This window comes from Sphingobacterium alimentarium (assembly GCF_004342685.1).
In the GTDB taxonomy this organism is placed as follows: domain Bacteria; phylum Bacteroidota; class Bacteroidia; order Sphingobacteriales; family Sphingobacteriaceae; genus Sphingobacterium; species Sphingobacterium alimentarium.
Window position 1 is genome coordinate 100,146 of sequence record NZ_SMBZ01000001.1, and the last position, 19,736, is coordinate 119,881.

A 19,736-nucleotide genomic window follows, 5' to 3' on the forward strand; every position below is an offset into this window, starting at 1 on the left:
CTATATTAACCTAAAACTACACCAAGTTAACCATAATAGCCATTTAGGAAAAGAAATTCAAACAGCATAAACTCCACTTTTGAAAAAGAATCAAATTCAGCGCATTACATTTAATAATTTTCAAAAATTCTTAAGAAAATCAACAAATTTTCAAACAACAAATTCTTAACTTTATCACCATTATGAAAAAAGATCAATCCAGAATAATTCGAGAACAAGCCACTCGGTCGGCTACTCGAGAGCATTCTGTACCTTTATATTTAACTTCAAGTTTTATTTTCGAAAGTGCAGAGCAAGGGCGGGCAATTTTTGCGGAAGAAGAAGAAGGCATGGTGTATTCACGCTATGCGAATCCCAATACGACGGAGTTCATCAAGCGCGTATCCACGCTTGAAGGAGCCGAATCCGGCTTAGCTTTTGCCTCAGGTATGGCTGCTGTGTTTGCTTCATTCGCTGCGTTTATCGAATCTGGTGATCATATCGTATCGAGCAGAGCTATATTTGGTTCTACACACCAATTGCTGACTCAAGTATTTCCAAAATGGGGTGTCACTCACACCTATGTGAATACTGCTGATATCGATGCATGGGAAAATGCGATTCAAGCCAACACGAAAATTTTATTCTTAGAATCTCCATCGAATCCGGGCCTGGAACTTTATGATCTAGAAAAACTAGGTGAGCTGAAAAAGAAATATCCGCAAATCATCTTCGCTATAGACAATTGCTTTGCGACACCATATCTACAAAAACCATTGAAATATGGCTTCGATCTGTCCATCCACTCGGCAACAAAATATATGGATGGTCAAGGACGTGTATTGGGGGGAGTAATAGTTGGTAACCAAGAGCTCATCAATAAGTTAATGTTTTTTATTCGCCATACCGGACCAGCAATGTCACCTTTCAATGCCTGGATACTATCCAAAAGCTTGGAGACATTGGGATTGAGAATGGACAGACATTGTTCGAATGCATTGGCATTAGCACAAGCTCTCGAAACACATGCAGAAATTGAAAATGTAATATACCCGTTTCTACCTTCGCATCCGCAGTATGAGCTGGCAAAAAAACAGATGAAAGCCGGAGGTGGTATTGTTACTTTTGAAGTGAAAGGCGGCAAAGACAGAGCATTTCGATTTATCGATGAATTGGAAATGATTCGCTACACTTCGAATTTGGGTGATTCGCGAAGTATTGCGACACATCCCGCAACAACGACACATGCTAAACTAACGGATAATGAACGGGAAAGTCTAGGAATCAAACCGGGTACGATTCGTCTTTCTGTAGGTTTGGAAGACAAAGAAGATATCATCGAAGATATTCTTCAAGCCTTAGAAAGCACAAAATAAAAAAAGCTCCGATTTTATGTCGGAGCTTTTGCTATTAATTTTGTTTACTGAAATTAAATATCAAGTAACCTCTAGAACCATTATCCAAGTCTACAGGCATTTTCATGGTTAGGCTATTACCATCTGCAAACGAAAGACCTAATCGATAACCTGTGGTTACGTTAGATGCTTTGTCTCCTGCATATAATTTCTTAAACTGAAATTCCGGTTCACCACCATTTCCCGGATTGTGAATAGACCAAATAATAGTACGTACAGCTCCAGTCGCACATAATGTACCAGAAGCATTGAATGAAATACTGCCTTTGTAATTACCGGTAGGCAGATGCCAAACACTTCCAATAAAACAATCTACAGGAGCTTCATCAAAAATATTCTTTACAGTATATGACTGTGGAATATCTTGACGAGTTACTGAATTTAACACCCAAGTTCCTTTTACACCATTACGCCATTGAGAAGCTGACGGGCCGGATGGCGCCGTAGTTGTATTAGAAGAACCTGAACTATAACCACCATCTTTGCGTTGTGCTCCACAACTAGATAATAAAGCTATCACTGTAAAAAGTGACAACAAGGAAAGAATATGTTTATGCATCATTTAATTATTGTTTTTTCTTTTAACGAATATTAGTACTACAAATATAGATTAATCTTGTCAACCTAGTTCGTCAATTAATCCAAAAATCATACCACTAGTAATTTTATAGATGAAAAGAATCAATATTGTAGAGATTGTTTACATTTGTAATCAAGGCAAAAGTATAGAATGAAGAAGAATAAATCCCTGGAGGTTCTCAAAAACATTTTCAAAGTCGTGGTCACGCTCGGCGCTTTATATTGGGTAACCCGCAAAATCGATTTTGATGAATTAAAAACCGCCTTGGTAAATTGCAATTGGGGGTATCTATTTCTAGCCTTTTGTAGTTATGCTATTTCGCAATTAATAGCATCTTCTCGGCTTAATTCCTTCTTTAAAGCCATCAAACTCTTTCTATCGGAGCGATACAATTTTAGATTATACCAATTGGGGCTGCTGTACAATTTTTTCCTTCCGGGAGGTATCGGCGGCGATGGGTATAAAGTGTATTTCTTGAAAAAAGAACACCAAATCAAAGGCCGCAAAGTATTGAGTGCCGTATTTTTTGACCGGCTCAGCGGACTATGGGCATTGGCCATCATCATCTGTGGACTGGTCGTATTCATGCCGAGATTGGCGATACCTAATTATTTAACCATATCTGCTGCCATCCTCGGTACAGCCAGTTATTATTTTATTCTACACACCTTTTTCAAAGACTTCGCCAAGCGTTTCATTCCTACACATATCAAGGCAATCGGTGTACAGAGTTTTCAAGTAATAGCAGCGATTCTGATATTATATTCACTGAATTTTCAAGGCAAATTTTCGCCTTATCTACTCATATTTTTGGCTTCCTCACTGGTATCAATTATACCATCTATCGGAGGAGGAGTAGGCTTGCGGGAGTTGGTCATGTTGTATGGCGCAAGTTACCTACAGATCAACGAGCACACTGCAGTCTTACTAAGTTTGTTTTTCTACATTATTTCTCTACTGATGGCTTCCTCAGGCATATACTACATTTTTAGACCCGAACGTTTGGGTGCCAAACAGCTGCCTTCAGCAGCCGAAGTAGAAGAGGAAATTGAAAAAATCGAAGAAAATTAATCATTTATGGCAAATATTATAATCACAGGAGCAAGCAGTGGAATAGGCTTCGAAACCGTATTGGATTTGACAGCAAATAAGGATAATAACGTGATTGCATTGGCGCGTTCGGCAGACAAACTGCGTCGCCTTCACGAGATAGCTTCTGATTTGAATTTTGATGGCGGCAAACTTTATCCCGCACAATTTGATATCGTACATGACAATTATCCCGACTCATTGGTACCTTTTATAAAGTCCAAATTTGATAAAGTCGACATCCTTATAAATAATGCAGGAGCGCTGATTAATAAGCCCTTCTTAGAAAGTACTTACGAGGACTTTGCTAATATGTTACAGACCAATGTACTGGGGCATGTAAATATGATTAAGCATATAGTACCTTTGATGTCAGAAGGTGGACATATCGTCAACATCGGCAGTATGGGCGGATATCAAGGCTCATCTAAATTTTCTGGACTAAGCGCTTATTCGGCAAGTAAGGGTGCACTTGCTGTCCTTACCGAATGCCTTGCAGAAGAGTTTAAGGATAAAAACATAAAAGTAAATTGCCTGGCTCTCGGGTCTTCACAAACAGAAATGTTTGAGGCTGCATTCCCAGGCGTCGACGCTAATACTTTAGCTTTTGAAATGGGAAGATACGTTGCCGAATTTGCCCAAAATGGAGCAAAATTCTATAACGGAAAGATTCTACCTGTATCGAATAGGACTCCCTAATAAATAAGAGTGCGCGCCAGAAGAAGGCGCGCGCTCTTATTTTAAAATCCCTTGATCCAATCGGTAATATCCTTTAGTACCTCTTCATTTATAGTTTCTGCAAGCTGACCATATTCCGCCACGCGGCCTGTTTTTGCCTTTTGGAATAAATGATTCATACTTTCATATTCTTTAATTACTGTTTTAGAATTTTCGGGAAGGTAATCCGTATACCCATCCATATTGATCTTTGAAGGCACTTGAATATCCAATGAACCGAAAGCTCCATAGACTGGGATATATATATTCTTAATGAATTCGCTCGGATCAATCCGAACAAAATAACGGTACGCAGGAGTTAACATCATCAATATTTCCTTGCGCATAGCCTCATTCTTTGGCGAATCCTCCAAAATATTCATATTCTTTTTCAACTGGGTAAACGCTGCATCTGTAGCAAGTTCACTTTTGACTACGTCAAAATTTTTCTTATTGATGTCTTTTGCCATTGCAAGCTGAAACTCAGACATCCCCTCCGCTTTTCCAACACGGTACAATTGTTCGACCATCAACTCCCATATGGGTATTGTCGGCCCTGCCAGTGTCACAATATAAGATAAATTAGGTAGGCCCTGCCCTGCAAGCAGGTTGGCGATCAATCCTCCTTCACTGTGTCCTATTATTCCTATTTTATTGATATCGACCTTTTCTACTTGTTTCAAATATTGCAACGCCGCGATAGCATCTTTGCTAAAATCATCAATAGTACTATTCTCAAACGACCCTTCACTTTTGCCGACGCCCCGGTCGTCATACCGCAGCACAACAACGCCATTGCGGGTCAAATAGTCCGCCAAAACATGAAAAGGTTTATGCCCAAACAACGATTCATCACGATCCTGAGGACCTGAACCTGTAACCAAAATGACAGCTGGGTACTTCCCTTCATCTTTGGGCTGAGTAAGTGTGCCAGACAATTTTATGCGCGCATAATCATTCGGTATCACAACCTCCGTCGTGTCATAGGGATAAGGTGGTGCTGGAGTCTGATATTTGGCTGCAGGAGGTATTGCTCCCTTGCTCTCCCCACGATGTAACACCAAAGGAAGAATCATCCCACCCTGGGAAAATTCGCCTTTCAGTTGCGTTTTGCTTTCAAGTTTCAACTGCAATTTGATGCCTTGCGGATTGCTCAAGTAAATAGAGTCTTTGCTCATTCTTGCTGAAAAAGGTAAACCATAGGCGCCTTGATCCGGGCTATCGGCTTTCGCCATCCAATTTCCATTCTCCTGGCTCAGATGTAGCACGAAAGTGAGATTTTGAGACCCGAAATTCAATTTCCCAGCCCATGTACCTATCCAATCTTGGGAATATCCCATACAAGATTGCATCATTAAGAAGAAAAAAACAGCTAAATATTTCATATTAAACATAAAGATTTAAAAATTGTAGGCAGGTGTTCCAGATAAATACGAGTAATACAAGCACTACCGATTCCCACTTACTTTTGCTATTCATTGCAATTTTCATTCCTACAACCAATAGGTAGAAAAAATAGATAATGAGCGAGATCGACAAAACTCCAATAGCACCCAAAGTAAATTGGTGAATTTTTTCTAATTCAGGCATTTGAAAACCTTCATCTAAGATTTCCAATTCCACGGCCCGTACACTTTCTTGCACGATTGGTAAAGCGGTCAACCCCAACAAGATATAGATAATAATATGCGCAGTAAAAACCACGCTAAATACATCGATAAGTCGTGTTTTGGGGTATCGAATACGTGCAAAAGCAAATAATATTACACTGTTGGACACCAGTGTAATCGCCAAATTTATCAGCGCTTGCCCATAGGATTGGTGATAATTATTAATAACCTTTAGTGACCCAAAGATAAGCGTACTCGAGCAAGTAGAAATCCATCCTGCAAAGAGCGTAGCAAGTAGCCCTACAAGGAGAAGCCTTTTTTCCGAACAAATCTCAAAAGGGTTAGTGAATATTTTCATGCTCCATCTGTTTATATGTATCTACCATGTCTTTAACTTCTTCTGGACGCTGCGTACCAATCATTATTCTTGCACCATTTTTCAGAATCAACTGCAAACCAAAATTGCCTTTCGTATTGTAGGCTATCCCATTCTTTCCGACACGATAGCCCCATCCTCCATAATCCACGATAGAATATTTTTTGATGTATACACTGTCGATCATATCCCAACTCCAGGTTCTTTTAATCACAAAAGGAAAGAACCGTATGGTAATACCCGCCTTATCAATTCGTGTATGCAATTTCACAAAAAGTAGCATCAAGACGAGGACCAACAGACCTAATCCAACCCAGTCCTCACTCGTAAAGGTTTTATCGGTGAGCAAAAGTGGATATAACAGCCATACAAAAAGTCCAACAAATAATATTATCAGCCACCAGTTCCAAAAGCTTTGCCTTTCGCTATATACTCTATTTTTCATCATTCAATTTTTTTATTTTAACAATCAAATCATCTAATTTATTGCGGACAGTGGGATAACTTTTTCCCATTTGGGTTGCCATTTCTTTCAGACTGCCGGAGCACAACAAGAAAGCCATAAAAAACTCTTGTTCTTCCACAGACAATTGCATAAATACAGGCATCTCATATTTACCTGTAACCTCTGTCTCACACGTCGTACAAAGCAACTTCGAAACACTTAATTTTTGCGCGCAACTAGGGCAATATATGGGCAGCTTCATTTCATCTCCTTTTTTATTAATAAATATAACAAAAACTTTAACAATATTAAACACCGCCTTAACATTATTAAAATAAAACCAAAAAAATTAAGGTATTTAATCTCGTTTCTATACTCGAAAGCTTATGTTTATATTTGCTAAATTTTTAAAAAGTTCGAAAAAGATGAGAAAGATTGCAGGAATCATACTTACACCGGTTTTTTATATCGCCTTTGCTTTATTGTTAGTGATATTCCATCCGGTACAATGGCTATCTTTAAAATTAGGAGGATATACTGCACATAAAAGAAGTGTGGATATACTGAATTTCTTTTTGACGCACTGTAATTATATCTTATTCAATACAGTTACTTTCATAGACAATAAAAATCTTCCTCTTAATACGCCTATTATCTTTGTTGCTAATCATCAAAGTACGTTTGATATTCCTGCCATGATATATTTTTTACGTCGTTTTCATGGTAAATTTATTTCCAAAATCGAACTAGCCACAGCCGGCATACCTAGTATTTCATTCAATCTGAAACATGGTGGAGCCGCTAATATTGACCGCAAAGACCCTAAACAATCCATTGCTGAGATCTTGAAATTGGCAAACAATATGAAACAAAAAAATTGGTCTGCTTTTATTTTCCCTGAAGGTACACGCACACGTACCGGCAAGATGAAAAACTTCAACATCGGCGGTATTGCAACACTTATAAAGAAAAACCCTAATGCACTGATCGTGCCCGTAGCAATTACGGGATCATTCGATATGGTGAAGTACGGCTTCTTTCCATTGCGTCCCTTTACGCCATTGAAGTGGGAAGTTCTCGATCCTCTACATACTGTAGGTCTTTCAATTGAAGAAATAGTGAAACTCGCGGAAGATACGGTAAGAAGTAAGGTAGAGCCTAATTAACTTGTCTTCCCTTCCAGTCGTAGGTGCCAATATTTCCAGCTACGCCGATATACACCAAGTAGAATGTATGGATGACCGTGAGGAATGGAAGATACTTCAGTAGCTCCAACCTATTGGCAAAGCGTAGCACAGGAATCATAAAATAAAATTCCACAGCTATTTTCAGCAAAAAAGCCGTTAGCAGCCACCAATTAAAATTAGGCAGTAGGATTAAGAAAGCTAATAGCGAGCAGATAAGAGCCAGATTGAACAGCCATATAGACACGCCCAACACAATGACTTTGACGTCTTTGTATTTGGTACTCTTGCTAGCCCAACGTTTACGCTGACTGATCAAAGAAGCTAGATCAGGTTTAGCATCCGTATATACGATCGCCTCTCTGGACTTGCAGAAACCTATCCGATTAGCATGTCTTTCGGCGACTTTATGCAAAAAAAGCTCGTCATCGCCCGACGCCAAGTTGTCAATACCTTTGAACCCACCCATTTCAAAGAACACATCTCGACGATACGCCAAATTAGCTCCATTACAAGTGGTGGGATTGCCATTTCCAATCCCTGCAGCACCCAAGCCTATTAGATAGAGAAACTCCAAAGTCTGCAACCGTTCAAATCGAGATTTTTCTTCGGAATAAGCAACAGGCGATGATACAAGGTAACTATCATGCTTATCAAAATAAGCCATAATCGTCCTTATCCAGTTAGCTCCCATCCGGCAGTCTGCATCTGTAGTCACGATTATTTCTCCCGAGGCGAGTTCGATAGCTTTAGTGATTGCGTATTTTTTGTAAGAATTCAGCTTATCTCCGACCTGCAGTTGTAGCAACTTGACACCGCGTGTTGAATACGATTGAATGATTTGTGCTGTTTTATCTGTAGAATGATCATCCACCACAATCAGTTCCAGTTGTGAAGCCGGGTAATTCTGATTTAATATGGCTTCGATAGTCCTGCCAATATTTTCTTCCTCATTGCGCGCCGCAATCAGGACAGATACTTTTTTGGTCGAAAGCCTATCTTCGGCATTGAAAATGGGCATCACGGACCATCCTTTTCGCAAGTACATCACTATAACCACATACACCAATGCACAGGCTGTCAGACAAAAGTTAAGAATTGTTATCACTGAAATAATTTACATTCAACACAAAAAATGCCCCGATAATCGCGGGAAGAATAAGATTCACAAACCAAATAAAAGATACAATCGCCATTACAGCTATATCTTGAGTGGTGATATACGCATATAAATTACTTGCCACAAAGCTGCGCACACTAAAGTCAAAAATGTCCAATGTTGGTAAGGCCGACTGCACAAAAAACAAGATAAAAATCATCATGACCATAGGAAGCAAATCCATATCTGGCAGTATGACAACCATCAAAAGTACATATTGGGAAGTGAATATAACGAAGCGCACAAACGAAAGCCACAACACATACGCCAATTGGGGCAAGGTCACATGGCGCAGCACATCAAAAAAAGACTGTATGCGCTGGAGAAAACGGATTTTTTTGACCAGATAATCTATCCAATGTACATTAAAATAGAGCAAAATAAAGCTGAGCCCGTATATAAATGCCAATATCCACACCCCGAGCTTGACCACGGAAGGCGTCTCCAAGAATGTAGCAACAAACCAGGCGATACCTATGGCGCCAAAGAAACTCGTAAGCACCAATTGCGCAAAAAGACCTACGCCCATCAATACGGCTCCGGAAGCACGATTTTCGGGTCTTAGCAACATAATGCGTCCACCGTACTCGCCAATACGATTAGGGGTAAAAATAGCCCAGGTAAGACCACAGAAAACGGATTTTACGGCTTTCCAAAACGATAATTCCTGAATGCCCTTAATGAGGTACTTCCATTTTACGATTTCGAAAAACCAGTTGAAGAACATCATCAGCAACACTACCCCGATAACTCCATAAATAGCAGTGGTCTCTATATTCTGTATTAAATATTTGAATTCGAGGAGATTTTTTTGGTTATTTACCTTGCTATAGATAAACCAAAAAGCCAAACCAACAATAGTTAATTTGAGTGTATAGTTGAAGTATTTTTTTTGTTGCTTAGTAAACATTTTCCGTTTCGGTCGCACAATTTTAACAATTATTTTATGTAAAACAATTGGAATACGCAAAAACCGTACTCAAAACCGTATTTTTGTATCATGCTAAAAGAAAAAGCGAAAGAGCGGATTATTCTAGGAATTGACCCAGGTACAGTAGTGTTGGGCTATGGTGTGGTAAAGGAGACGGGCAAAAAAGTGTCTTTGCAGACACTGGGCGTAGTCAAGATGGGCCATTTGGATGATCATGGTCTTAAATTACAGCGCATTTTCAAGAAAGTTTTGGCATTGATTGACGAATACAACCCGGATTGTGTAGCGCTGGAAGCTCCATTTTATGGTAAAAATATACAAGTGATGCTAAAGTTAGGACGTGCACAAGGTATGGCGATGGCTGCAGCTTTGAGTCGCGACATCCCTATTTTCGAATATTCACCTCGTAAAATAAAACAGTCCGTAACCGGTCATGGTAACGCCAGCAAAGAGCAGGTTGCTGCTATGCTGCAGAATTTATTAGGCTTCAAAGAAACACCTGAATTTCTCGATGCGACGGATGGATTGGCAGTTGCAGTGTGTCACTCTTTTCAGCAAAATACGGCTAGCGGCTCCAAAAGTTACTCCGGATGGAGCGCTTTCGTAAAAGACAACGAAAAAAGAGTGCGTTAAATCTTAACGGACCGAATCACATTTTTAACATTCAACTCCACAATATCAGTCATCGTCTTGCAGCGGTAGTATTGATCGATTTTGTACATCTCGGCGTAGCCTTCACGGAGTTTCCGAATATTCTCAGCGGTCGATAACTCCTGACCAATGGATGCGTCGCGCAAATCTTTAATGCGATGCCGCTCACTACGTACACGATGCACAATAGACGAACGTTCCTCTTGCTGATATTGCAAGACTGTTTTGTCATTGAGATGCTCCATGCATAGCTTCACATACGGAAAACATTCCTTGAAAAACTGCGGCATGTAAACCTTAGGATTGCCCTCATAAAATTGCTGATCAAAATCAATAGCCCGGATTCTGAATTGAAAATCATCAAAATCGGGTGTAATCTGCATCACAAAATTATACGCACGCATATCTCCCAAAAGCGCTATACTACAGCGTTCATTAAACTTCACAAATTCTTTGGCAATACGCGTTTGATTATAGTCTGCATTATTCATGCGCGACTTACTGAATATATCTCCTGGAATGCCCACAATATGCTCTTCTACCAATGTTTCGAAGTCATAGATATAATTCACTTGATTCGGCGAAAGTATCTCTTCGAGCTCCAATCCATAGATTCTGGATGCGTCCGCCTGTTTGACATAAAAATAATCATATACATCATTCAGTCGATTGATAATCCGGATGCGGAAAGGCCGCGTATTACCAAAAGCACAATACTCGATGCGATCGATAATTTTGTGCTGCACGATACGGGTATTCCCGGATGCTTTGAGGTTAGCATAGATAATTTTTAGTCCATCATATAATTGGTCCTGAATATAGGGCGGATATAAAGGTGTTTCCCAATAGGTGTCATTTCCAAATTTGTCAATCACCGGCACAGTCTCTTGAAAATTGAGCAGGTCGAAATACGAAATCGGGAGCTTAGCCTCACGTTGGTACATTTTCAGGTACTTCGCCAATCCAACCCCTACTGGATAGATAGGCTTTTTGCGCGATATGATTACATCTTCAATTTTCATTTTTCCTCCCTATTCTATTTTTCCTTTAAAGCTAATATCTTTTCTATAAAAAAACATTATATAAATATGTCAATTTAAATTGCCTATATTCAAAATAACCAAATAAAATATCAAATTTTGTTACTATTTTTGCAAAAGAATCAAAGAGATAAATTTATAGGCAAGATGGATTAGTGCGGAGTGGTAATTATATCTCGGGTACTAATTATCTAATTATAAATCTATAAAAAAGGACTAAAGTCCACAAAAGAACAATATACAATTATCGTACTAGTATGTCTATTGCGGTTATTGAAAAAATCACATTATGGAAAAAAATTATTCTAATTACGACTTAGACAATCTTGATGTTCAAATTCTTTCAATATTGATGGAGGACGCATCTATTCCATACACCGAAATTGCAAAAAAACTGATTGTTTCCGGTGGTACTATTCATGTACGCATGAAAAAAATGGAAGAATTAGGAATCATTCATGGCTCCAACCTCATCATCAATCCACAAAAAGTAGGTTTTGACATTACAGCATTTTTGGGTATCTATTTAGAAAAAGGCTCTCAATATGCGGATGCTGTAGCTCAGTTGAAAAACATAAAAGAGGTCGTAGAACTTCACTATTGTACCGGACAATATAGTATGTTCGCCAAAATAGTATGCCGCGACACGGCACACCTTCGTAAGGTCTTGAATGAAGATATTCAAGGATTGAAAGGTATACAACGCACAGAAACGATTATCTCTTTGGAAGAGAGTATCAAACGTCAAATTACCTTGTAATTCTGAACTGACAAAAAACATAAAAAATGTGGCTTAGGTAGTCATGGTCGGAATTTCTTCCGACCATTTTTTATGTTTTGAAAACTTTAGCTGGGTCTCCTCCTGCAAATATAATTAGAATGGCCGTTATCATATCTCTAAGCTCCATTGCTATTCTTCGTTTGGCTGTTTTGTAGCCCAAATTATTTGATTTTTTATAAATCAACAAAAGCATCGCTGCTATCATTGTCATATAGACCATCACTTCAATTCCGTTCCTGTTCATTGAAACCAAATGACTTAGGTTGAGTTCTTGTTTCAGGAACCTGAAAAACACTTCAATATCCCAGCGTTTTCTGTAATAATCAGAAATTTCCTTGGCTGATAGTTGAAATTCGTTAGTTAGAAACCAAAATTCCTTGTTTGTTTTTTGACTTTTAATGACCATCAAACGAAACTCAGTTTCTACTTTCTCTTGCCGAAAATGCACTTTGCCTCGTTGGTTTTGTATGGGACTTCCGGTATAAAGCTTTACCTTGCTGTCTTTTAGTACTTCCCAGTCATCCCATTTTAGAGGTTTTTTCGGCTCGAGAAATGATTCCATCTCTTCAAATTTTCTGTTATCTTTCGAACGAATGATAAATTTAACAGATTGTCCATCAAATTCTTTCATTGACCGTGTTGATTGCAAGCCTCTGTCTATGACATAAATATTGTCGTGATATTCTTCTTTCTTTACTTGGTTTAAAATAGCTTCCGGGAGTGCGGACTCTTCGGAAGAGTATTTCTGAGCAGTGAAAACTTCTACTCCCGAAGGTAAAATGCCGTCAAACGAAAAACTAAATTTCACTAATTTCTTACCGCTTTTCTGGTCAATGCCTTCTTTTAGCTTCGTACAGGCATCAGCAACAATAGTGCTCAACTCGTATAAGATTATACTTTTCGATTTCGGTCTTCGAGTAAACCCCTGAAAACCGCTGGTACATCTGCTCATAGATTTCTTTGAAATAACTGGGATCAATCTTGGAAAGTCTATCGGAGATAGAGCTTCTGCGAACCCTTTCTTCTTCTCCCAATCCAAATAGGGCTTTAAATCCACTACTGTTAAAAGTATCTTCTAATGTTCGCTGACTTAATCTTTCGTTATCGAAAATACAGAACAAAAGCAGATAAAACATCTTTTTCCCATGGAGCACTTTGCTATAATAATCAACTTTAGGGGTTGCCGAAAGATGGCTTAAAAGAGCTTCGGGTATAAATGCTAAAACTTGGCTGAGAGAGATTTTGTGATCTTTAAATACAGACATACTATATAATTACTAGTGATAAAGATACAAAATTCATAATAAAAAAACAATATAAATATTTGATAATCAATTAATTAAGACAATTTCTTGTTTTGCTAAAACACAAAAAAATCGGAAGAAAAATCTTCCGACCATGACTAGCTTAGGCCACCTTTTTTATTGTGTATATAATCATGATGTCCAATCATTAGCCATATATTTTTTTGTAACTTTGCAGCATATGACGGATATTATTCAATTACTTCCTGACGCGGTTGCCAATCAAATAGCTGCTGGAGAGGTGGTTCAAAGACCAGCTTCAGCTGTCAAAGAGTTGATTGAAAACGCTATAGATGCTGGTGCCGACCGAATAAAACTTATTGTCAAAGATGCTGGAAAGTCCCTTATCCAAGTCATAGATAATGGATGTGGCATGAGTGTCACTGACGCCAGACTATGCTTTGAACGTCACGCTACAAGTAAGATCCGCAAAGCTGAAGATTTGTTTGCCATCCGTTCGATGGGATTTCGTGGCGAAGCGATGGCCTCAATAGCGGCGATCGCACAAGTAGAGCTCAAGACGCGAAGAGTAGAAGACGAATTGGGTACTGTCGTACAAATCGAAGGCTCAAAGGTGGTCAATCAATCACCAGAAGCTTTAGCCGCGGGAACGAGTATATCCGTAAAAAACTTGTTTTATAACATCCCTGCTCGACGCAATTTCCTGAAAAGTAATTCGGTCGAGATGAGACATATCATTGACGAATTCCAACGTATTGCGCTCGCATATCCCGAAATATTTCTCAGTCTCCATAGTGAGAACAATGAATTATTTCACCTGACACCGGGCACACTCAAACAACGGATTGTCCATTTGTTTGGCAACAATTATAATCAAAAGCTAGTACCCGTAGAAGAAGAAACCAGTATCATTGGATTAAAGGGATTCGTAGGCAAACCGGAGTACGCGAAGAAAACACGCGGTGAGCAATTCTTTTTTGTCAACAAACGCTTTATTCGCGATCCATACCTGCATCATGCGGTAATGAACGCCTATGAGGATATTCTTCCAGCTGAAACGTTCCCGATGTATGTGCTATTCATTGACATTGATCCAGCCAAAATCGACATAAACGTACATCCGACAAAGACCGAGATAAAATATGAGGATGACAAGGCCATCTACGCCATTATCCGCTCGGCGGTAAAAAGATCTTTGGGAAGATACAACATCACTCCCTCGCTCGACTTTGACCAGGAGACGAGTTTTAGTAATATGATCTCGAATAAGCCGCTGGATGAGATACAAGCTCCTACAATTAGCTTTAACCCTAATTTCAATCCTTTTGAGAATGAAATTGGCGCTTTGCGACCTTCCAATAGCACACGATCGACGGATTACAGCTCAAGATTCGACCGCGAAGCAGTTCCTCAGAATTGGGATACCTTGTACAAAATCACGGAAACGGAAAATCATGTACAGTTGCCACTCATTGTACACGAGGAGGAAAAAGAAAATAACTCTGATCTAATTGTACCTGGCGCCCAAGCGAAAAAGAGCTTTTTTCAGATTCATAACCGCTATATTGTTTCACAAATACACTCGGGCGTCATGCTGATTGATCAGCAAGCAGCACACGAACGTATTCTTTTCGAACAATATAAAGAGCAGTTAGAAACCAATCAAGGGAGCAGTCAGCAAAGTTTGTTTCCGACGACTGTCGACCTGACAGCTGCCGACTTTGAATTGATGAATGATATTTTGCCGGATTTGCAAACATTGGGATTTCAATTAAGACCATTCGGAAAAACTACTTATATTGTAGACGGAATACCAGCGGACTTAGGCAACAATATCAACGAAAAGCAGATAATCGAACAATTATTGGAAGATTACAAACACAATAGTTCGGATTTAAGAGTAAATAAGAGAGATAATCTCGCCAAATCATTAGCGAAAAGCTCAGCGATAAAAGCTGGCACAGCTTTGGACAATGAAATGATCGCTGAATTGATTGATAAATTATTCGCCTGCGAAAGCCCGAATATATCCATTCATGGCAAGCCAACCATTATTACACTCACGTTAGCGGAGTTGATGGAAAAATTTGATAAAATTTAATAGCAACATTATTAATGAATAATATTTTAGGAAATCTTTCACCTGTAGTAAAAAATATACTAATCATCAATGTCATCTGCTTTTTCGGAAGTATGATATTTCCAGGTGCAAATAGACTTTTAGGTGTATACTATCCAGACTCGCCATTTTTCGAAGTATGGCAGCCCATTACCTATATGTTTATGCATGACAACACCAGCTTTGGGCATATATTCTTCAATATGTTTGCTTTAGTGATGTTTGGACCTGTGATCGAACGTATGTTTGGCGCTAAAAGATTTCTGAACTATTATATTATTACGGCACTGGGTGCGCTCGTACTTCAATATGGTGTCCAAGCCATAGAAGTGCAACAGATTATGGGAACACCATTTGCAAAATCTATGCTGCAATATATTCCCCAATATAGCCGGTACTTTCCCATGAATACCGCTTTGGATGTACAGGATATAGGCACTATTTCCGACATTTATAATATTCCGATGGTTGGAGCATCAGGAGCAATATTCGGCTTATTATTAGCTTTTGCATATTTTTATCCCAATATGCCTTTGTATTTTCTATTCATTCCAGTACCTATTAAAGCTAAATATTTCGTTGGGGCATATATTTTGATTGAAATATACCTAGGATTTAATAATTTCGGTTCTTCAATAGCGCATTTAGCCCATGTCGGCGGTGCATTATTTGGCTACCTAATGATTAAAATCTGGGGCTATAAAAAAGGATATTATTAACAGCACACTAGCGATATGAGAGAGAATGTAGTAACTTCATTCATTAGGGATACGTATAAGACCACCTCGATAATCCCGTATATTATTACGGCGCAAGTAGTACTATTTGTTCTTCTTCATATTCTGGAGCTTTTAACCTTCGCAGAGACGACATCTGTGGATTTGTTTAGTCTACTTTTGTCCAAGAGCACACTTCCTCTTCGTGCGGAGGATTTTATTTCACAACCTTGGTCATTCATTACACATCCATTTATTTACCAAAGTCTCTGGAACCTATTATTCGACTGTCTTTGGCTATACTGGATAGGCAATATGTTTTTGACCTATCTAAATACACGACAATTCAACACCGTGTTTATAGGTGGATTGGCGGCAGGCGCTTTACTATATCTAAGTTTAGGTTTTATTCCGAATTTCCATGCGCAAGGACTATCCTGGCACACAAGTGCCTTTGGTCTTGCGGCTCTCATTAGCGCACTGCTCCTATTGGTGCCCAATGCCGAATTAAGGCTATTTTTGCTAGGTAACGTTAAATTCAAATGGATCGCTATAGTCTATCTGGGTATACAATTTGCACTTCATATAAACAGTAACCCAGCAGCGGCAATCACTTACATCGTAATTGCAGCCGGGGGTATGTTATTCATGCACCAATTGCAAAATGGAAAAGATTGGAGTAAGGTTTTGGATAGAAAAAGAAGAAAATTAAAACCTATTAAGGGCAATTATACTATCAACCAAAAAAATGTGGAGCAAGAGTATCCAGATCAACATCAAATCGATCAAATTCTGGATAAAATTTCGCTCAACGGTTATGAAAGCCTAACTTCGCGAGAGAAAGAGTTACTTTTTAGGGCAAGTAAAAAGCAAGATTAATGGCAAACCAACGGTTTTTAAGAAATAAAAAACTCGGTTACTTTAGCAAAACAATATTTACAGCCAATATTTTGGCTGTAGTGGCTTTATTATTAAGTTACAGCGCCTCCTTCATTGATCCCAGCCAATTCTGGCCTATAGCATTCTTTGGGTTAGGATTTTTACCCATCCTGATCATCAATATCGGCTTTATAGTTTATTGGTTCTTACGCAAAAAAAGATATATGTTGATAAGCCTTTTGGCGATTGTGGCAGGCTGGTCACTCCTCAGCAAACACATCAACTTCAAAAATAATAACGATAAAATCCTTGTAAAACCTGATTCTGTTGTTCGTGTTATGAGCTTCAATGTGCATCTGTTCCAGCATTATGATAAGCACCGTACAAGCTTTCGCGATGAGACCATAGAATTTATTCGTACAGTCAGCCCTGACGTAATCTGTTTTCAGGAATTTTATAGTCGCATCCGCGGTTCCAAGCAATTTACGAAGGTCTTACAGGCTGAAGGTGAATTTGAAGATTACTATTTCGAACCTTTTAAACGGAACGATTATCAAGGCTATGGCCAAGCTATTTTTTCCAAATACCCTATTATCAATTCGGGTTCTATCAATGAGCATAGCTATGGGGTGAATCGTATCATTTTCGCGGATATCAAACGCGAAACCGACACCTTACGTATCTATAATGTGCACTTGCGCTCTTTTGCGCTCCAAGATGAAGACAAGGACTTCATACAAAAATCTCCTTCTGAACAAGTGAAAGATGAGGAAAAAACAATCAAACTCGGCCATAAGCTAAAAACAGCCTTTACCAATAGAAGTCAACAAGCCAAAACACTGGTCCAGCATATTCAAAACGACTGTCCACATCCGTATGTGGTGATGGGCGATTTTAACGACACTCCCATGTCGTATAGTGTAAACCTCGTAGGCAAAAATATGAATAATGCATTTGCTGAAAAAGGCTTTGGTTGGGGAGTAACGTATTTTGGAATTTTGCCAATTTTTCAAATCGATTACATCATGAGCGACAAACAGATTCGTATCGAGGATTTTGGGATTTTGAAAGAAAAAGCATCCGACCACTACCCGATCTGGGCAGATTTGGCCTATTAAGAAGATGCAGGTTTGGCAGGCTGCAAGATTCTTAGCGCAGTATCTAAATAGTCGTCATATCGATTTTTGACCTTAAAATAAGCTTCTCTACCGAAATAGTACCTTCCTACGATAGCCTCAATATCGGATTGAATCAACTTCAACAGCTCTCGCTTCTTACGATCACTTATTACAAGACCTTTGTCCTTCAAATAATCAATAAAGGAATCATATTCCTGTTGTGGTAATCGATAACCTTGCAAGAAATTCTCCAACGAATAGGCAGGCAGAAGCTTAGTAAAGCGCTCATACACGAAATTTTCAACATAGCTCGATTTCTGAATCTCCTGATACAATAAACTCAACGCATTTGAGTCTATCTGAATATTCACATCCGGATTGATACCTCCCCCACTAAATAATTCTCTTCCAGCCAAAGTCTTGAAAATCTGTGAACTGTTATAGGTCGTATCGAGAGCCCAGAGTCCACGATACATCGATACATAGTCCACCATATTGGACCAATTGGCTGTATACTTGCGTTGTATCGACCGTCCAAGTGGGGTATAATATCTCGAAATGCTTAAATTTATCCGTGATCCATCCAAGAAATCAAACTGCTCCTGCACGATCCCTTTACCATAGGAGCGACGTCCTACAATAGTCGCCCGATCCCAATCTTGCAGCGCACCGGCGACAATCTCTGATGCGGACGCTGAGGATTCATTGATTAATACAGTGAGCTTGCCTTGAGGAAAAGAACCATTCCCATCCGAAAAATACTCACGCTTAGGTTCATGAGCTCCTTGCGTATATACGAGCATTTTTTTGTCACCGAAAAATTCGCCTGCCACTTTTATGGCAATGTGAAAATACCCACCACCATTATCACGAAGATCAAGAATTAAATTTTGTGCGCCTTTTTTCTTAAGTTCAATGAGTGCGGTACGAAATTCTTCTGCCGTCTTAAGGCCAAATCGTCGCACCTTAATATATCCTATTTGAGGTTCAATCATGTAGGAAGCATCGATAGAACTTACGCTAATCTGATCCCGTCTTACTTTGAATAACTGATTAATAGTTGAACTATCCCGTTGCACATGCAGATTCACTATCGACCCTTTCTTGCCGCGCATCAAGCGATCCACCACTTTCTGACCGATATTGCGACCCGATACGTAAGTGGTGTCTATTCGGATGATTTTATCTCCTACTTTCAAACCGGCTTTTTCGGCAGGTCCATTACCCACCAATCCCACCACAAGCAATGTGTCATGGAGATTGAAAAAATCCAATCCAATGCCTTCGAAAGTACCTTCCAACATCTCATTTTGATTTTGAGTCTCGTTGGGCACCAAATAAGTAGAATAAGGATCTAAGTGCGAAATAATGTGGTTAATAGCGCCATTTTGCAACGAATCCAAATTGATGCTATCGACATACGAAGTGGCCAGTAAGTCAAGAACTTGTTGTATTTTATACGAATTGTCAGATAGGCCAATGGGAATAAGGGATACCCCTGGATTATTATTCTGTTGAGCGACATAGTTTTGCCCTAGAATAATACCCAGCAGAAGTGTAGCCGCATAAGTAGCCGCTACAAACAAATTTCTTCCAGTACCTTTCTGCATGAAATAATTACGTGTGCAAAAATAAGAGTTAATTCAATTTTTTGTATAGATATTTCAATATTTATTAAAACA

21 protein-coding genes are annotated in these 19,736 nt (G+C 39.1%); 10 read left to right on the forward strand and 11 right to left on the reverse strand.

Annotated elements, in window-relative coordinates:
• The first annotated feature begins 182 nt into the window (after positions 1 to 182).
• A complete protein-coding gene (locus EDC17_RS00480) occupies positions 183 to 1,355 on the forward strand; it encodes a trans-sulfuration enzyme family protein (protein WP_132775869.1) in 1,173 nt (390 codons plus the stop codon).
• A gap of 34 nt (positions 1,356 to 1,389) precedes the next feature.
• Here EDC17_RS00480 and EDC17_RS00485 read toward each other — a convergent pair whose 3' ends face one another.
• Positions 1,390 to 1,956 carry a hypothetical protein gene (locus tag EDC17_RS00485; RefSeq protein ID WP_243645926.1) on the reverse strand — a complete coding sequence of 189 codons (567 nt, stop codon included), beginning with the start codon at positions 1,954 to 1,956 and terminating at the stop codon, positions 1,390 to 1,392.
• A gap of 168 nt (positions 1,957 to 2,124) precedes the next feature.
• Here EDC17_RS00485 and EDC17_RS00490 point away from each other — a divergent pair, with 168 nt between their 5' ends.
• A complete protein-coding gene (locus EDC17_RS00490; RefSeq protein ID WP_132775871.1) occupies positions 2,125 to 3,045 on the forward strand; it encodes a lysylphosphatidylglycerol synthase transmembrane domain-containing protein in 921 nt (306 codons plus the stop codon).
• Positions 3,046 to 3,051: 6 nt separating this feature from the next.
• Positions 3,052 to 3,762, forward strand: a complete 711-nt coding sequence (locus EDC17_RS00495) for an SDR family NAD(P)-dependent oxidoreductase (RefSeq protein WP_132775873.1) — start codon at positions 3,052 to 3,054, stop codon at positions 3,760 to 3,762.
• Between the two features lie 41 nt (positions 3,763 to 3,803).
• Here the strand turns inward: EDC17_RS00495 and EDC17_RS00500 are convergent, their stop codons facing one another.
• Genes EDC17_RS00500 through EDC17_RS00515 form a run of 4 tightly spaced genes read right to left on the reverse strand, consistent with a single transcriptional unit; the run spans position 3,804 to position 6,473 of the window.
• Positions 3,804 to 5,165, reverse strand: a complete 1,362-nt coding sequence (locus EDC17_RS00500; protein WP_165894343.1) for an alpha/beta hydrolase — start codon at positions 5,163 to 5,165, stop codon at positions 3,804 to 3,806.
• A 1-nt stretch (position 5,166) separates the two neighbouring features.
• Complete coding sequence (locus EDC17_RS00505; RefSeq protein WP_132775877.1) at positions 5,167 to 5,748, reverse strand: hypothetical protein; 582 nt, start codon at positions 5,746 to 5,748, stop codon at positions 5,167 to 5,169.
• The gene (locus tag EDC17_RS00510; protein WP_132775878.1) at positions 5,732 to 6,214 is read right to left on the reverse strand and encodes a hypothetical protein; all 483 of its coding nucleotides are present in this window, start codon (positions 6,212 to 6,214) and stop codon (positions 5,732 to 5,734) included. The genes EDC17_RS00505 and EDC17_RS00510 overlap by 17 nt, the downstream gene beginning before the upstream one ends.
• Entirely contained in the window at positions 6,201 to 6,473 is a 273-nt protein-coding gene (locus tag EDC17_RS00515; protein WP_132775880.1) for a DUF2089 family protein, read from the reverse strand. The genes EDC17_RS00510 and EDC17_RS00515 overlap by 14 nt, the downstream gene beginning before the upstream one ends.
• A gap of 163 nt (positions 6,474 to 6,636) precedes the next feature.
• On the opposite strand from EDC17_RS00515, the gene EDC17_RS00520 reads away from it, so the two are divergent.
• Positions 6,637 to 7,377, forward strand: a complete 741-nt coding sequence (locus EDC17_RS00520; protein WP_132775882.1) for a lysophospholipid acyltransferase family protein — start codon at positions 6,637 to 6,639, stop codon at positions 7,375 to 7,377.
• Here the strand turns inward: EDC17_RS00520 and EDC17_RS00525 are convergent.
• Positions 7,370 to 8,503: a glycosyltransferase family 2 protein gene (locus tag EDC17_RS00525; RefSeq protein WP_317126021.1), complete on the reverse strand. Its 1,134-nt coding sequence runs from the start codon at positions 8,501 to 8,503 to the stop codon at positions 7,370 to 7,372. The two genes, EDC17_RS00520 and EDC17_RS00525, sit on opposite strands and share 8 nt — an antisense overlap.
• Positions 8,487 to 9,464 (reverse strand): lysylphosphatidylglycerol synthase transmembrane domain-containing protein, encoded by a 978-nt coding sequence (locus EDC17_RS00530; protein ID WP_132775884.1) that lies wholly within the window; start codon positions 9,462 to 9,464, stop codon positions 8,487 to 8,489. Before EDC17_RS00530 ends, EDC17_RS00525 begins: the two co-directional genes overlap by 17 nt.
• A gap of 90 nt (positions 9,465 to 9,554) precedes the next feature.
• Here EDC17_RS00530 and ruvC point away from each other — a divergent pair, with 90 nt between their 5' ends.
• Positions 9,555 to 10,118 carry a crossover junction endodeoxyribonuclease RuvC gene (gene ruvC / locus EDC17_RS00535; RefSeq protein ID WP_132775886.1) on the forward strand — a complete coding sequence of 188 codons (564 nt, stop codon included), beginning with the start codon at positions 9,555 to 9,557 and terminating at the stop codon, positions 10,116 to 10,118.
• Here the strand turns inward: ruvC and EDC17_RS00540 are convergent.
• Positions 10,115 to 11,158, reverse strand: a complete 1,044-nt coding sequence (locus EDC17_RS00540) for a hypothetical protein (RefSeq protein ID WP_132775888.1) — start codon at positions 11,156 to 11,158, stop codon at positions 10,115 to 10,117. The two genes, ruvC and EDC17_RS00540, sit on opposite strands and share 4 nt — an antisense overlap.
• A 307-nt stretch (positions 11,159 to 11,465) precedes the next feature.
• Between EDC17_RS00540 and EDC17_RS00545 the strand changes: the two genes are divergently transcribed.
• The gene (locus EDC17_RS00545; protein ID WP_132775890.1) at positions 11,466 to 11,936 is read left to right on the forward strand and encodes an Lrp/AsnC ligand binding domain-containing protein; all 471 of its coding nucleotides are present in this window, start codon (positions 11,466 to 11,468) and stop codon (positions 11,934 to 11,936) included.
• Positions 11,937 to 12,006: 70 nt separating this feature from the next.
• On the opposite strand, the gene EDC17_RS00550 is transcribed toward EDC17_RS00545, so the two are convergent.
• Both EDC17_RS00550 and EDC17_RS17155 read right to left on the reverse strand, forming a co-directional pair.
• Positions 12,007 to 12,837, reverse strand: a complete 831-nt coding sequence (locus tag EDC17_RS00550; protein WP_243645927.1) for a transposase — start codon at positions 12,835 to 12,837, stop codon at positions 12,007 to 12,009.
• Complete coding sequence (locus EDC17_RS17155) at positions 12,818 to 13,222, reverse strand: hypothetical protein (RefSeq protein WP_243645928.1); 405 nt, start codon at positions 13,220 to 13,222, stop codon at positions 12,818 to 12,820. The genes EDC17_RS00550 and EDC17_RS17155 overlap by 20 nt, the downstream gene beginning before the upstream one ends.
• A gap of 220 nt (positions 13,223 to 13,442) precedes the next feature.
• On the opposite strand from EDC17_RS17155, the gene mutL reads away from it, so the two are divergent.
• The 4 genes from mutL to EDC17_RS00570 are packed head-to-tail and all read left to right on the forward strand — an operon-like array spanning position 13,443 to position 18,054.
• Positions 13,443 to 15,323: a DNA mismatch repair endonuclease MutL gene (gene mutL, locus EDC17_RS00555; protein ID WP_132775892.1), complete on the forward strand. Its 1,881-nt coding sequence runs from the start codon at positions 13,443 to 13,445 to the stop codon at positions 15,321 to 15,323.
• A 14-nt stretch (positions 15,324 to 15,337) separates the two neighbouring features.
• Positions 15,338 to 16,060 carry a rhomboid family intramembrane serine protease gene (locus EDC17_RS00560; protein WP_207895613.1) on the forward strand — a complete coding sequence of 241 codons (723 nt, stop codon included), beginning with the start codon at positions 15,338 to 15,340 and terminating at the stop codon, positions 16,058 to 16,060.
• A 15-nt stretch (positions 16,061 to 16,075) separates the two neighbouring features.
• Positions 16,076 to 16,936, forward strand: a complete 861-nt coding sequence (locus tag EDC17_RS00565; protein WP_132775894.1) for a rhomboid family intramembrane serine protease — start codon at positions 16,076 to 16,078, stop codon at positions 16,934 to 16,936.
• Positions 16,936 to 18,054: an endonuclease/exonuclease/phosphatase family protein gene (locus EDC17_RS00570; RefSeq protein WP_132775896.1), complete on the forward strand. Its 1,119-nt coding sequence runs from the start codon at positions 16,936 to 16,938 to the stop codon at positions 18,052 to 18,054. Before EDC17_RS00565 ends, EDC17_RS00570 begins: the two co-directional genes overlap by 1 nt.
• Here EDC17_RS00570 and EDC17_RS00575 read toward each other — a convergent pair.
• Positions 18,051 to 19,664, reverse strand: coding sequence for a S41 family peptidase (locus tag EDC17_RS00575; RefSeq protein WP_132775898.1), 1,614 nt, complete (start codon positions 19,662 to 19,664; stop codon positions 18,051 to 18,053). The genes EDC17_RS00570 and EDC17_RS00575 overlap by 4 nt on opposite strands.
• Positions 19,665 to 19,736 lie beyond the last annotated feature (72 nt).

Excerpts from the sequence above, each read along its gene's own strand:
- EDC17_RS00480 (WP_132775869.1), top strand. The coding sequence starts at position 183 with ATGAAAAAAGATCAATCCAGAATAATTCGAGAACAAGCCACTCGGTCG.
- EDC17_RS00485 (WP_243645926.1), bottom strand. The coding sequence starts at position 1,956 with ATGATGCATAAACATATTCTTTCCTTGTTGTCACTTTTTACAGTGATA.
- EDC17_RS00490 (WP_132775871.1), top strand. The coding sequence starts at position 2,125 with ATGAAGAAGAATAAATCCCTGGAGGTTCTCAAAAACATTTTCAAAGTC.
- EDC17_RS00495 (WP_132775873.1), top strand. The coding sequence starts at position 3,052 with ATGGCAAATATTATAATCACAGGAGCAAGCAGTGGAATAGGCTTCGAA.
- EDC17_RS00500 (WP_165894343.1), bottom strand. The coding sequence starts at position 5,165 with ATGAAATATTTAGCTGTTTTTTTCTTCTTAATGATGCAATCTTGTATG.
- EDC17_RS00505 (WP_132775877.1), bottom strand. The coding sequence starts at position 5,748 with ATGAAAATATTCACTAACCCTTTTGAGATTTGTTCGGAAAAAAGGCTT.
- EDC17_RS00510 (WP_132775878.1), bottom strand. The coding sequence starts at position 6,214 with ATGATGAAAAATAGAGTATATAGCGAAAGGCAAAGCTTTTGGAACTGG.
- EDC17_RS00515 (WP_132775880.1), bottom strand. The coding sequence starts at position 6,473 with ATGAAGCTGCCCATATATTGCCCTAGTTGCGCGCAAAAATTAAGTGTT.
- EDC17_RS00520 (WP_132775882.1), top strand. The coding sequence starts at position 6,637 with ATGAGAAAGATTGCAGGAATCATACTTACACCGGTTTTTTATATCGCC.
- EDC17_RS00530 (WP_132775884.1), bottom strand. The coding sequence starts at position 9,464 with ATGTTTACTAAGCAACAAAAAAAATACTTCAACTATACACTCAAATTA.
- ruvC (WP_132775886.1), top strand. The coding sequence starts at position 9,555 with ATGCTAAAAGAAAAAGCGAAAGAGCGGATTATTCTAGGAATTGACCCA.
- EDC17_RS00540 (WP_132775888.1), bottom strand. The coding sequence starts at position 11,158 with ATGAAAATTGAAGATGTAATCATATCGCGCAAAAAGCCTATCTATCCA.
- EDC17_RS00545 (WP_132775890.1), top strand. The coding sequence starts at position 11,466 with ATGGAAAAAAATTATTCTAATTACGACTTAGACAATCTTGATGTTCAA.
- EDC17_RS17155 (WP_243645928.1), bottom strand. The coding sequence starts at position 13,222 with ATGTCTGTATTTAAAGATCACAAAATCTCTCTCAGCCAAGTTTTAGCA.
- mutL (WP_132775892.1), top strand. The coding sequence starts at position 13,443 with ATGACGGATATTATTCAATTACTTCCTGACGCGGTTGCCAATCAAATA.
- EDC17_RS00560 (WP_207895613.1), top strand. The coding sequence starts at position 15,338 with ATGAATAATATTTTAGGAAATCTTTCACCTGTAGTAAAAAATATACTA.
- EDC17_RS00565 (WP_132775894.1), top strand. The coding sequence starts at position 16,076 with ATGAGAGAGAATGTAGTAACTTCATTCATTAGGGATACGTATAAGACC.
- EDC17_RS00570 (WP_132775896.1), top strand. The coding sequence starts at position 16,936 with ATGGCAAACCAACGGTTTTTAAGAAATAAAAAACTCGGTTACTTTAGC.
- EDC17_RS00575 (WP_132775898.1), bottom strand. The coding sequence starts at position 19,664 with ATGCAGAAAGGTACTGGAAGAAATTTGTTTGTAGCGGCTACTTATGCG.